This is a genomic window from Streptococcus sp. 'caviae' (assembly GCF_001937065.1).
GTDB lineage: Bacteria > Bacillota > Bacilli > Lactobacillales > Streptococcaceae > Streptococcus.
Window position 1 is genome coordinate 272,207 of sequence record NZ_MOWR01000001.1, and the last position, 13,525, is coordinate 285,731.

Genomic DNA, 13,525 nt, shown 5'->3' on the forward strand with positions numbered 1-13,525 from the left:
GTTATCCCCCTTCTCAATTAAACAGGTTATAATAGAAACCTTTTTGGGCTAAAAGTTCTTTATGAGCGCCTTGCTCAACAATCTTTCCTTGATCCATCACGATAACATTGTTAGTCCGTTGGGAGATACTTAAGCGATGGGCAACAAAGATAATGGTCTTATCAGTCATCTGCAAAAGATTGCTGATGATTTTCTTTTCGGTCAGAATATCAAGACTGCTGGTCGCTTCATCAAGAATCAAAACCGGCGCCTTGGTTAAAAGTGCTCTGGCTAAAGCGATCCGCTGTTTTTGACCGCCTGAAACACCGGCACCGTCTGATAATTCAGTCTGGTAGCCCAGCGGCATTTGTTCAATATCTGAGCGGATTTCAGCGATTTCACAGGCACGAATAATCTCTTCCTGCGTTGTTCCTTCTTTAGCACCCAGAGTTAAGTTATCCATAATAGATCCGCTGAATACATAAGCCTGCTGAGGCAGATAGCTGATATGCTGCCGCAGGGCTGTTTTATCAATAACCTTTAGGTCATTGCCGTTGATACGGACAATACCTCTATTGGGCTCATAAAAATTAACAATCATCTTGGCCAAAGTCGTCTTACCGGAACCGCTGGGACCGACAATACTGACCTTATCTCCCTTTTTGATGGTCAAATTGATATTTGACAGAGTGTCACGGCCAAATCCATACTTATAAAAAAGATTTTCAAAGGAAATGTCGCCGTCTAAAAAGGCATCACCTGACAGTTCTCCATCTTTTTCAAACTCAGATTCAACCAGGTAAACTTCATTCAGACGGGTATTGGCAACACGGGCTGACTGCAGCTTGGATTGTAAATTGATAATATTTTCAATAGGATTGGAGAAGTAAGACAGCAAAGCATTGAAAGTAATGAGCTGACCGACTGAAATTTTATTATCCATAACTAAGCGAGAGCCATACCAGAGAATGACAACATTAAGAATGAGCTTGGCACCGCTTTTTAGTGCAGATTGAAGGGCACTGTACTTGTGCAGTTTAAAATTCTTTTCCAAATAATCAACAAATTCACTGTCAACATTTTGATAACGAGTCGTTTCACTCGTGAGTGATTTGATGGTTTCCATCCCGTTGATATCTTCAATGATAGAAGAGCTGACCACAGCATTGCTTTCCATCACTTCATGATTCATTTTCTCAAAGGGTTTTAAGAAAACAAACACAATAAGAGCGTAAATCGGAATGGAAAGCAGAGTCAGGAAGAAAAGATTATTATTTTGCACCAGCAAGACCCCGCCAACCAATATAATCATGGTCATATCCAAAAAGATGGAAAAGATGGTTGACGCCACGGCATCAATAATTTGATTAGCATCCGTAAAACGAGAAGTAATCTCACCTGTCCGCCTCGTCGCAAAGAAGGACATAGGCAAAGTAAAGATATGCTTAATATAAGACAGAATGACATCAATAACTAAGCGCAAACTAAGAACTGCCAAGAGATACTCCTTGGCAAAAGCCATAACCTGTTGAATAATATAGGTGATTATCAAGCCAATGGTAATGATGCCTAAGGTCGAAACCAGCTGATCAGGGATGTACTCATCCAATATGCCTTGAAGATAGTATGATCCGACAATATCAATCAAAGTCACAATCAAGCTGGCCAGGATGATATAGGCCATCAAAGCTTTCTGCTTAAAGATCAGCGGGAAAAAGTCAGACAAGCCGTTCTTTTTACCTTTATGAGGTTTATAATTCGGCTGAGGAGCCAAGAAAATGGCCACTCCTGTCCACTCTGACTGAAAGTGCTCCTTGCTCATTCTAGTTACCTTGACCGAAGGATCAGGATCCCCAATAATCAGATGATCTTTTTGGTTGGCATAGACAACATAATAATGCTGCAGGCGTTGATTTTTAATCACGTGAACAATGAAAGGATAGGTCAGATCATCATAATCAAACAGCGTCATATCCGCCTTAATAGAACGCGTTTCAAAACCAATCTTTTTAGCGGCTTCGACAATGCCAAGAGCCGTCGTTCCTTGTTTATTGGTCTTTGACAGTTCCCGCAGATGCGCAAGAGAATAATGCGAACCATAGTGCTTAGCAACAGAAGCCAAAGCCGCCGCTCCGCAGTCTCTGGTATCAATCTGAGGCACCATCTTATAATGTCTGCGCCAGAATAATCTGGACTGCCCGTCCGGCAATGGCTCAGAAACGCCCATTCTTCCTCTGATAACTCTTTTAACAACTTCTAAAAGAAGATTAACCAAGACCACCAAAACGATAATTAAAATGATGTAAAAAGTTGTTTGTTTCATAAGATGTCTCTCTAAAATAAATTTAAACTAGCTTAATAATCCGACCCTACTCAAAGGAGAACTCAGGGAGCTAACTGTTACCAGCTATAATCTATATAATATTTGCCAGACCTCTGCTTAGCTGGAAGATGGGCAGGTTCCAAATGCCAGTACAGTCAAATTCTGCTAAATTGCACCCTCTATTCACTTGACTATTCGTCATTGTAATCCTTAAAATGTGCTGATTCAGCAAAAATGCGAGTGATTATTGGTTTAATCATAAAATGGTAAAAACTAGTAATCACTTTTTCTAAACACAGTACCTTATACAAAAAAGGACCTGACCTTTATATAGTAAAAAAGAAATCAGATCACGAGAAAGCGGAAATAATCCACTAAACTTAGGAAAAATATTTATTTTTTAAATAAAGAGCTATTACTAATAAGTTTTCTAACATAAATATAGAAAACGCAATCAGACTAATATTGTTTACATGCGGAAACAGCAAAGGTATAAGCAATATAATAAGGTAACTTGCCAAAACAAAACGAGAAAGCTTAGGTGATAACATTGTACACCTCCTTAACTATTCTATTTATCAAGTATTTACAGCTGCTCCTGCAACAAATCCTCCTGCGGCTCCTCCTACACTACCAAGACCAGCTAACAGAATGATTTCAATGTTTGATAGCTTTAAGTAGCCTTCTCCCATCCACTACAATGAAAGAAAGACTTTCTAACACCATTAATCCTACAGCAATATACTGCACAGTTCTGATAGGAGTATATACAGCAATCAAGGCCAGCCCCACAAAAAGCGGCAGCAAAGCTTTTTTCAGCATGACTTTAATCATCATTAAACTGTACACCTCCTTAAAAATCATGTGACCCTACTTATTTTTGTTTTTTAAATAAGAAAAACCAATATAAGCTAACAATAAAATCTGCACAAGAATTACAATTGCAGTGCAGATATGCCTAACACTTTGACTGCTGCTGGAAGAGACGATAACCGCTGCGGTCGAGGAAATCACTAGAGCCAGCGTAAAAAATAAAATAATATTATCGCCAAACTTCATTATATCACCTACTCTATTTATCACATATTCCATCCCGTGATAACCCCATGGATAAGGCCAACGGTTCCTCCAATAATCATACCACCAGCCGTCGTCAGCTCACCAAGACCAGGAATTAACAGGCCTTCACTTCCCACATTAAACCCTGTAGCAACGCCGGCAATCCCTTCAGTGATGCCTAGACCAATTGCAGCACCTAGTCCTTCACCTTCAACTCCAGCAAGATAATCTTCTCCAGGTGCTTTAAAATTGTCAAATGCTAATGAATTTATCACATTAGTCTTTTTTTTACCTGCTAATACCGCCATTATAATACTTCAATTTTTCAGATGCAATAAAATTTCTGTTTTTTAACACAGATAGTAATAAATCGCAAAAAACAATAAAATTTTCTGACGATTATTATTTTATTAGTGCCAATTAGCTTTTTTAAAAAATGCCAACTGGCAGATTAGTTAAACTAATTGACTTTTTAATTCATTAAAAAACGAAGAGAGTGTCACTCAGCTCTTATTGAAAAAATCACAAATATAAACCATAAAATGTTATTGCAATACACTCTAATACAAAGACCCCAAAAGAAATCAGTCTAATGATTGTACCTTTGCCATAAGCAGCGATTAACGGACATACTATGCAGCTAATCATAAAAAGACGACTTAAAATACTCCACATGTTATTACCATCCGTTTTTCTAACCTTCAGCTTCAGAAAAAGCAGTTACATCTGCCAAAATGATCAACTACTAATGATTGAAGAGAGACTAAAATATGATAGAACTACAATGAGTTTTACGACTTTAAAATCTGAATTTGATTACTTGTCACTTAGTCTTAAAATAACTAACGCCGATAATGATTAGTGAAATAATATCCACCAAAATTAGTAAAGTAAGACAACAATATTTTGTCGTATTATTCCCGCTGGATGCACTAATCCTCGCTAAAATTCCCGAAATAATCGTTGCTGTCATTGCAACCACTAAAATTTTCTTAAAATCTAACATATCCATAACCTGTTACAAATCCATTATACGCACCATGAATAAAACCTGCAGCTGCACCAATAACAGCACCAAATTAACCAAAATCTACCGTTATTTATGGGATTTTAAATCTCTTAGCACTTGTAAGAAATACTTACCATATACTGCAATCATAATTAAACTTGCTACCAATCCTATGAGAAAAGTAATCAGCTCTATGTTTTCACTTGGAAACCACTTTGGAATAAACACTAAAATGCTCATACTGATTACATACAACAGACAAATTATTATAGTATGTCCCGAAATTTTCATATCAAACTCCTAACATTTTTTAATCCAAATTCCGTACGTATCATAACTGAAACCTTTCATAAAACCAGCATATAACCAATAATTTGACAATACTTTTGCTTTCACTAATGCAAAAGATAATAAACAAATAGACCAAGCAAAATGATGACACAGATAAATGAAATTACTATGTTTTTACTGCGGTAAGAAATAAGTGCTAATACACAAAGAGCAAGTAACACTAAAATTGACTGAATTATGTGCATAAACCAACATCACCTTTTCTATATTGTCTGTCATATATTTAAAGAGAAATATGAGTGAAATCATTAACATAAGATGTACACGATCTAAAAGCTTCATGTAAAAACATGAAATCACCTCTTTTTATTTTTCCAATAATCTTTTATCAGTTGCACCAGTTTGAAAAAATCCTTCCAGCATAAAACGATAACCAACATCGTTCCTATTAGATACACAGTAGAAACAAAATCTCTTATGCTTGGAAAGATGGTATAGAGTATAAGACAAGTAGGTATAGCCAACATATAAGTATAACTAACGATTATAGATTTTTTTGAAAACATAAAATTTCCCCTTCAATCATGAGAAATAAAATGTGCTTGCCTATCTTCAGACACTTTCAATGTTTAATCATTTTTAATAGTTTTGCTCCATCAATCACAATGAGAGAAAGTCCTTCTAATGCCATTAAAGCAACTAGAATATACTTAAGGGGTCTTATCGATGTATATACAGTCACTAACCCCATTATTACAAAAAGCGGCAACAAGCTATTCTGAAATATACGTTTAATCATAGGCTATACCCAGATGCAAAACCAGCTCCTCCATATATAAGACCTTGACCAACTCCATCAACTAAGGCACCAATTATTGTACCATATCCAGGCTCTATTGCAGTTCCTACCCCAGCTCCTTGGACAACTCCATGAGCAAAACCACCGGCAAAACCGACAAGTCCAAGACAGATGCCAAGACCCAGTCCTTCACCTTCAACTCCAGCAAGATAATCTTCTCCTACTGTTTCAAAATGATCAAATGCCATTGAATCTAAAGTTACTGTGTTCATAAAACTTCTCCTTATATTATATTTAGTGCAGTTAGCTGCTGCCAAAGCCCAAGTGATACACTTGGAATAAGCCACTGTGGATTAGTTAATCTTCTCCAATCGCTTGACGATTTCGAAAAGGCTCTAACCACAGCTTTTTGTTTCAATTGGTAATGAGTTTGATAACGCCTAGACGTTTAATCTCCTGTAAGGTGACAAGGCAAAAAGTTCGTGGATAACCAAGTGCGCTTGAATACAATATCTATTAGGAGGTAACCTCTATGCTTTTTGTGGGCATTGATGTCGCTAAAAACAAACATGATGTATCCGTCTTAAACGAACAAGGAAACAATGTCCTCAAACCACTCACTTTCTCTAATAACAGAGCTGGTTTTAGGCTCTTAGACAATACCCTGAAACAGCTAAACCAAGACGCTCTCATCGCTCTTGAAGATACCGGACATTATGCCTGTAATCTCTTAACTTTCCTTCATGAACAGGGCTATCCGGTCTATACTTACAACCCTCTGATTATCAAGGAGTTTGCCAAGTCACTGTCACTTCGTAAAACCAAGACAGATAAGAAAGATGCCCGTGTTATCGCACTTAAGGTATTATCAGATCCAAACCGTGAGCAGTTTCGACACGATAGCTGTCAAGAAGAGTTGAAGATTCTGACGAGACATATCCATCGCCTCAAGAAGAAACAGTCCGACTGGAAAGTCCAATATACTCGCTGTCTGGACATCATCTTTCCTGAGTTGGCTAAAATCATTGGAAAGCATTCCGATTATGCCTACGAGCTACTCTCACGCTACCCCAGCCCTCAGAAAATGCTGGACGCTGGGGTTGAGCAACTGATAGACATTAAGCGATTAACAGTCCCTAAAATACAGGATATTCTCAAGGTCGCATCAAACTCTATCGGGACAACTTCACCTGCCCATGAGTTTGAACTCCTCGAAATCATTGAGAATATCCAGCACTATAACAGGCTCATTGACAAAGCCGAAAAACAAGTCGATGAGCTGATGGCTGAGATCAACTCGGTCATCACTACTGTGTCAGGTATCGGTAATCGGTTGGGCTCAGTTATCCTAGCGGAAATCAGAAATATCCATACCTTTGACAATCCAGCGCAACTTCAGGCTTTTGCCGGACTGGAACCCTCCATTTACCAATCAGGGCAGATAGACATATCAGGGAAAATGGTCAAGCGTGGATCGCCTCACCTACGATGGGCTCTCCTGCAAGCCGCACAGAAAGCGGCACGCTATTCCCCTGCCTTCAAAGCCTATCTCAGAACTAAGTTAGACCAAGGGAAGCATTACAATGTCGCTGTCACTCATGTCGCTAAGAAACTTATCCGAATACTCTTTTATCTGCTCAAATACGACAGCCCTTTTGACGAAAATAAAGTAAGATAATTCTCGAAAATCTTAGACTTATCCTAACCTTTGAAAAAATGAGGCGTTTCAGAGGCTTTTTAGTGTCCTCTCAAACTCATAATGGGAAAAATATAAATTCATCTAAAACTATTGACTTTTCTTATAGTTTGTATTTTCTAAATATTGCTGCCATTTAGCATTTTAAAATGACAGGTTCAATAATATTTCTGACTTTTCACTTTGACGGAAACAAAGTGAAAAGCGAGTATAAATTTTCTGATAACTATTGTTTGAATTAATTTCTTACAAAAAATAAGCCAGTCATCTCGTACAATGACCCAAAGGCTGATCGCTAAAAACTAATTTCAGAACTTTATCCCGCCCTTCCTTCACCTTCCTACCTTTTATATTCGCCAACGATTACAAAATAATTTATTTTCTTTTATTTTTTAAATAGCGAAAGCCCATATAAGCCAACAGAAAAACTTGTACTATGATAGTGATAACTGCACAAATCTGCTTGACCTTCCCATATTCCTTTTCATCATTGAAAGGATACTGACGCTTTTATCTATTTTGAGTTATCTTTACTATTTTCAGCTTTTTTCATGACAAAAACAGTTACGGCTGTGATAAGAATAACTAGTACTATTGCTGCTATTTTTGAATAGCGCCATATAATGACAGCAGTAACCATGGCAAATATAAACCAAGACAGCAAATAAAGTATTCTTCGTATTTGATTCTCTCTCATGCTAGCGGTTGAATCATTTGCTTTTTGATCTCTCTCATTATTTTTTTCTTCGGCTTTCTTTGTAGAAAAAAAGTTGAAAACAGCTACAGCTGTAATAAGTATAAGTAGCACTATTGCTATGATTTTCGAATGCGACCATTCAACCAAAGCTAGGCTTGCAGCCAGCAAAAGCCAAGAAAGCAAAGTTACTATCCTTCGTGTTTTTTCATCTTTTATCATCATGTTAATACATCCCAATCATTAATTTGTCCATAATAAATGGCTCAGCTGCACCACTATTGGAGACAGTAAAATGAACTCATTTGTCAATGTTGATGCTTTTTATTCCAATAAAGTATTAATACTGAAATATTTTCTATCATAAAAATTATAAACACGATAAGCTTAATATTTTTAATAGGTAATAATAGGGGAATAAGCAACAAAACGGGATAACTGATAAGAACAGCTCTTCCTAATTTTTGTGTCAGCATCACATACTCCTTAATCTCTGCAAGCCCAAATGAGTGCACTCAATACTTGTTCTAAATATTGCTGTCATTCTAACATTTTAAAATATCCTGTGCAATAATATTCCAGAAATTTAACAGCGATGGTAACAAAGCGAAAAAGGAACAAAAATTTTCTGATAATTATAACATTATTCGCTTTTTATTTATAGATTTGCAATTCTTATCGGAAATAAAAGAGTCTGGGACATAGCGTTCCAGACTTATAAATGTTTCTTTTTTGTGATTATATATATTAATGACCATCGCCCTTTTGCCCATAATAGGCGTTTTTCCCGTGTTTGCGCAGATAGTGTTTGTCTTTCAAAGCTTGCGGCACTTCTTCGACCTGAGGGTTGATGGCTTCGGTATAGCGAGCCATTCGAGCGGTTTCTTCTAAAACGACTGCGTTGTAAACAGCTGATTTTTCATCCTTGCCCCAAGAAAATGGGCCGTGGTTGCGCACTGTAACACCTGAAACAGCTAAAGGCTCTAAGCTGCGTTTGGCGAATTCTTCGATGATAACCTTACCGGTTTCTTTTTCATATTCCCCGTTAATTTCCTCGGCTGTCAAGGCTCTGGCACAAGGAATCGGTCCGTAAAAGGTATCTGCATGGGTGGTTCCGTAGCAAGGAATATCACGTCCTGCCTGAGCCCATGCAACACCTTCAGTTGAGTGGGTGTGGACAATGCCTCCGATTTCCGGCCAGGCTTTATAAAGCTCGACATGGGTTGGCAGATCCGATGATGGATTGAGTTCCCCTTCAACGATATTTCCGTCAAGGTCTGTCACGACCATATTTTCAGGTGACAGTTTGTCGTAAGCAACACCTGATGGCTTAATAGCAATATAGCCTTGCTCGCGGTCAATGGCCGAGACATTGCCCCAGGTAAATTTTACCAAACCATGAACTGGTAGCTCCATATTAGCATCGTAAACACGTTTTCTTAATTCTGGTACTAACATTTATCGTAACCCCGCTTTCTCAATTAGTGGATAAAGGAAATCCTGCGCTTCCTTGATAGCTGACCGTGTTTCTTCAACTGTTTCACAGTTTTCTGACCACATTTCAATCAAAAATGGGCCGTTGTAGTTGGTCTTCTTTAACACCTCAAACATGGCTTCCCAATCAACACAGCCTTGACCAAAAGGCACATCGCGAAATTGCCCTTTTGAGCTTTCTGTGACAGCATAAGTGTCTTTTAAGTGAAGGGCTGCGATGGAACGATGCCCGATGTAAAATTCACTCCAGAGGTTATTGCCCCAAGCCGAAACATTACCCGTATCCGGGTAGACAAACAGATAGGGGGAGTCAATTTCTTTTTCAATAGCCAAATATTTTTCAATGGAATTAATGAAAGGATCGTCCATGATTTCAATAGAGAGGATGACTTGGGCTTCTTCTGCCCAGGTGCAGGCCTGACGCAGATTTTTAATGAAGCGCGCCCGCGTTTCCGGCGATTTTTCTTCGTAATAGACATCATAGCCTGCCAGCTGAATATTGCGAATACCGATGTCTTGGGCAAAGGTGATGCACTTCTTCATCATGTCCATGGCACGCGCTTCCTTGTCGGGATCATTTGATCCCATCGGAAAGCGGCGATGGCCGCTGAAGGTGATGGTGGGCACACGCACACCCGTTTCAAAAATGGCCTTAACCAAATCCAATCTTTCCTCTTTTGACCAATCCAAGCGCGCTAAGCGCTCATCACTTTCATCAATAGATAACTCGACAAAGTCAAAACCTAATTCCTTAGCAAAGTTGAGACGCTCCAGCCAGGTAAAGTGTTTGGGTGTTGCTTTTTCATAAATACCGATTGGACGTGCCATAGCCTACCCCCAGATCCGTTTGATTTCGTCTTTAAAGGCACGTGCTGCTGCCGCTGGATCGGGAGCTTCTGTGATACCGCGGCCTGCGATAAAGGTAAAGACATCAACATCTTCAAACAGTTTTAAGGTGTCTACACTAAGTCCGCCGGTGACAGAAACACGAAAGCCCATATCAATCAGTTTTTTAACCTTATTAAGGTCTTTTTCACCCCAAGTTTCGCCGGCTAAGAGCGCATCGCGCGATTGGTGGTAGATGGCTTGTGAAATCCCAGCGTCCAGCCATTGCTGTGCTTGTTCGTAAGTCCAGTCACCGTAGAGTTCGATCTGAATTTCACCGCGGTCTCCGCGGACTTCTTCGATGGCCTTGCGGGCTGCTTCCATGGTTGGAATCGTTGCACAGCAGATACAGGTCATCCAGTCAGCACCGCGGACAGCATTGTTTTTAGCTACCGTTCCGCCGGCATCGGCACACTTAGTATCAGCAACAATGATTTTATCCGGGAAGAGACTGCGCAGCACTTCTACTAATTCACTGCCGACTTGAAGGAGGCAAACTGTTCCTGCTTCGATAACATCGACTTCGTTTCCCACTGAAACAGCTGCTGTAACAGCTCCCTGCAGGTCAGAATGGTCAAGAGCAACTTGTAAATTTGGTAATTGTTTGGTCATATTTATTTTCCTTTCATTAAAGATACAAAGAGGCTGTTTTAAGAATCTAAATCCAAGCCTTCAAGATAGGGACTGCTTTTGGACTCATCAACCATAGCCAGCACTTCCTCAGGTGTTTTGCAATCCAATAAACGCTGGATCGAATTTTCCAATTCAAAGAGAGCGATAATCTGCGGAATGGCCACAGATGTATGAATAGCGGGACTGGTAGCGGCCAGACACAGCAGCACCGATACTTCTTTCCCGTCTGAAAATGCAACTGGTTCCGTCAAAGTAATGAGTGAAAAGGCATCGCGATTGACTCCTTCACCAGCCATTGCATGGGGCATAGCCATTCCCGGCATGAGGACATAGTAAGGACCGTATTCTTCCGTAGAAGCAATAATATTGTCATAATATTTTTCTGTGACTGCACCGCTGTCAATCAAGGGCTGAACAGATAATTTTACAGCTTCTTCCCAAGTTTTTGCTGACAGTCCCAGTCGAATGGAATTATTTTCCTTAAATGATTTTGTTAAGTTCATCAAAAAACCTCTCTTACCAAAATTCTTTATCTTTTTTAAAGTGGAAGGAAGCGGGACGCCTCTTTGTATTGTTCTAGATTTACTAGATTAACGCAGTGGTTGATTGGTGGTCCTTATCCCTTGCTACGCAAGTGATAGCGGCCAACCTAATCAACTATGCGGAGGTGGGACGACAAAATCAAAATCGTGATAAAATCACGATTTACCGATTTTTGTCCCACTCTCTTCCTACATTAGATCATTACAAGATTTCCTGTAATTTTGTTTTAATTTCGTTATCGTCCATTAAATTGTCAAGACCTACCAGATGACCGTTTGTCCGTCCGTCCAATTCATGAATCAAGTGGTTGGAAGCCACAACAATGTCATAATTTGCAGCTAAGCCTTTAGCTTCGCCGACTGAGCAGGAAGCTGACTCAATATCAGTCACACCCAGCTGACGCAGAGCATTTTCAACTTTCATTTTAATAACCATAGATGATCCCATGCCATTGCCGCATGCTGTAAGAACTTTAACCATGATAATTCCTCCTGTAAAATATTTGCTGATGATAGTAATGTTATTATTTCGTCTAAACTGTGATTAAGGCACTATTGTCCTTGAACATCTCCGCGATAGTAAGCGTCCTTATTTTTTGCTCTGGCAAATTGAATTTGCGGGATAGCAAGTAAGAAAAGAGCTACAAGGGCATAACCGATAGGACCTGCATACTTAAAGAGATAAGCAAACGGTACCCATGGAATTTCAAAGTCAATATTACCGTGGTAACCGCCAAAGTTAGCCAGACCCAGAAGGGCAACCGCTACGGCACCTAAGACAACCTGAAGCACACCTGATATGAAGGAGAGAATTACAGCTGCCTTCCAGCCGCCGCGCTTATCCGCGTAAACCGCAATAGCCGCATTATCAAAGAAGACCGGAACGAATCCTGTAATAATCAGGACTGGATTTTTAAAGACAATGAGAAGGACAATGGTAATCAGCTGTCCGATGAGACCAGTTGCAAAACCAAAGAGCACTGCACTTGGCGAGCCAAATCCGTACGATGCTGCCACGTCAACCGCTGGAAATGATCCAGGCAGAAGTTTGTTGGAAATCCCTTGGAAGGCATTGGTCAGCTCACCAACGAACATGCGAACGCCCTGCATCAAAATGAAGAGGTAAACAGAGAAGGTGAAAGCAGTTTGAATGACATACATGAAGTAAGACTGTTTCGTCGGATCAAACAGAGTTCCTGTAGTGATGACCTTAGGATTGGCCATGATGTCCGGACCTAAGACTGCAAGGATAGCGCCAAAGAAAACCAGCATTAAGGTTGCTGAAGCAACGACTGTATCGTGGAAAATGTTAAGAAAAGCTGGGAGTTTCAGATTGTCCAGATTTTCTTCTTTTTTACCGAGTTTTGGTGCAAATTTATCAGCGAACCAGATGGCAAATTGCTGTTGGTGCCCGATTGCAAAACCGCCGCCGCCTGTCAGGCGCTGAGTTGGTTCAACGGTAAGGTTGGAGCTGACAGCCCAGTAAAGGCCGCAGATAATTCCTACTGCCAAAGTCCCCCAAAATTGATTGCGGAAGGCCGGAATCAAGAGAATAACCATCAAAGTGACCGTTGCAGCCTGCTGCACCATGATGTGTCCTGTGATGAACAGAGTGCGAATCTTGGTTACCTTGCGAAGGGCAACAAGAAGAATATTAAAGAAAAAGCCGATCAGAAGGGCTGATGTCGCCGTACCGATAAATTGAGGAAATTCCTGAGCAATTTTTTCATTGGCTGCTGTCAGTCCAAAGTAGGGATCAATAACCGCCGCACCGATATTAAATTTGTAATTGAGAGCTGCCAAAATCGGGCGGAAAGTGGTTACCAGACCAGCAGCGGCCACATCCAGAATCATGTAACCAACTGTCGCTTTGACAAATCCTGCAAAAACATCATGTAAAGGCTTCTTCAGCAGCAGGTAACCGATCAGTACCAGCAAACCAACGAAGAAGGCCGGTTTTTGCAAAATATTTTGCGAGAACCAGTTAAGGACATCTAAAAGAATGTTCATTGTTTTTCCTCTTTTCTAAAAGTTTGTTAGGTTTTATAGCTTTATTATAATTGCTGAAAACGCTCACAACAAGACCAATAATCACACATGCAAGTGTTCAAAATTGGGCTG

Annotated in this window: 14 protein-coding genes; 1 reads left to right on the plus strand and 13 read right to left on the minus strand. The window is 39.9% G+C overall.

What is annotated here, in order from left to right:
* Positions 1-13: 13 nt before the first annotated feature.
* The 6 genes from BMI76_RS01435 to BMI76_RS01470 all read right to left on the minus strand — a co-directional run bounded on the left by BMI76_RS01435 (position 14) and on the right by BMI76_RS01470 (position 5,732).
* Complete coding sequence (locus BMI76_RS01435; RefSeq protein WP_374057268.1) at positions 14-2,206, minus strand: peptide cleavage/export ABC transporter; 2,193 nt, start codon at positions 2,204-2,206, stop codon at positions 14-16.
* 753 nt (positions 2,207-2,959) lie between these two features.
* Positions 2,960-3,139 carry a hypothetical protein gene (locus BMI76_RS01440; protein ID WP_037586696.1) on the minus strand — a complete coding sequence of 60 codons (180 nt, stop codon included), beginning with the start codon at positions 3,137-3,139 and terminating at the stop codon, positions 2,960-2,962.
* A 242-nt stretch (positions 3,140-3,381) separates the two neighbouring features.
* Positions 3,382-3,669 (minus strand): hypothetical protein, encoded by a 288-nt coding sequence (locus BMI76_RS01450; protein WP_257615229.1) that lies wholly within the window; start codon positions 3,667-3,669, stop codon positions 3,382-3,384.
* A gap of 788 nt (positions 3,670-4,457) precedes the next feature.
* Positions 4,458-4,661: a hypothetical protein gene (locus BMI76_RS01460; protein ID WP_075345854.1), complete on the minus strand. Its 204-nt coding sequence runs from the start codon at positions 4,659-4,661 to the stop codon at positions 4,458-4,460.
* A 356-nt stretch (positions 4,662-5,017) separates the two neighbouring features.
* On the minus strand, positions 5,018-5,227 hold the full coding sequence (locus BMI76_RS01465) for a hypothetical protein (protein WP_075345855.1): 210 nt from the start codon (positions 5,225-5,227) through the stop codon (positions 5,018-5,020).
* Positions 5,228-5,456: 229 nt separating this feature from the next.
* Positions 5,457-5,732 carry a hypothetical protein gene (locus BMI76_RS01470; protein ID WP_075345856.1) on the minus strand — a complete coding sequence of 92 codons (276 nt, stop codon included), beginning with the start codon at positions 5,730-5,732 and terminating at the stop codon, positions 5,457-5,459.
* A 260-nt stretch (positions 5,733-5,992) separates the two neighbouring features.
* Between BMI76_RS01470 and BMI76_RS01480 the strand changes: the two genes are divergently transcribed.
* The gene (locus BMI76_RS01480; RefSeq protein ID WP_075345857.1) at positions 5,993-7,138 is read left to right on the plus strand and encodes an IS110 family transposase; all 1,146 of its coding nucleotides are present in this window, start codon (positions 5,993-5,995) and stop codon (positions 7,136-7,138) included.
* A 532-nt stretch (positions 7,139-7,670) separates the two neighbouring features.
* On the opposite strand, the gene BMI76_RS01485 is transcribed toward BMI76_RS01480, so the two are convergent.
* The 7 genes from BMI76_RS01485 to BMI76_RS01515 form a co-directional block, all read right to left on the minus strand.
* The gene (locus BMI76_RS01485; protein WP_075345858.1) at positions 7,671-8,075 is read right to left on the minus strand and encodes a hypothetical protein; all 405 of its coding nucleotides are present in this window, start codon (positions 8,073-8,075) and stop codon (positions 7,671-7,673) included.
* Between the two features lie 522 nt (positions 8,076-8,597).
* Positions 8,598-9,308, minus strand: a complete 711-nt coding sequence (locus BMI76_RS01490) for an L-ribulose-5-phosphate 4-epimerase (protein ID WP_075345859.1) — start codon at positions 9,306-9,308, stop codon at positions 8,598-8,600.
* Positions 9,309-10,172: an L-ribulose-5-phosphate 3-epimerase gene (locus BMI76_RS01495; RefSeq protein WP_075345860.1), complete on the minus strand. Its 864-nt coding sequence runs from the start codon at positions 10,170-10,172 to the stop codon at positions 9,309-9,311.
* 3 nt (positions 10,173-10,175) lie between these two features.
* On the minus strand, positions 10,176-10,841 hold the full coding sequence (locus tag BMI76_RS01500; RefSeq protein ID WP_075345861.1) for a 3-keto-L-gulonate-6-phosphate decarboxylase UlaD: 666 nt from the start codon (positions 10,839-10,841) through the stop codon (positions 10,176-10,178).
* Positions 10,842-10,879: 38 nt separating this feature from the next.
* Positions 10,880-11,365, minus strand: coding sequence for a PTS sugar transporter subunit IIA (locus BMI76_RS01505; RefSeq protein ID WP_075345862.1), 486 nt, complete (start codon positions 11,363-11,365; stop codon positions 10,880-10,882).
* A gap of 241 nt (positions 11,366-11,606) precedes the next feature.
* Positions 11,607-11,885, minus strand: coding sequence for a PTS sugar transporter subunit IIB (locus BMI76_RS01510; RefSeq protein ID WP_075345863.1), 279 nt, complete (start codon positions 11,883-11,885; stop codon positions 11,607-11,609).
* 71 nt (positions 11,886-11,956) lie between these two features.
* A complete protein-coding gene (locus BMI76_RS01515; protein WP_075345864.1) occupies positions 11,957-13,414 on the minus strand; it encodes a PTS ascorbate transporter subunit IIC in 1,458 nt (485 codons plus the stop codon).
* Between the last annotated feature and the right edge of the window lie 111 nt (positions 13,415-13,525).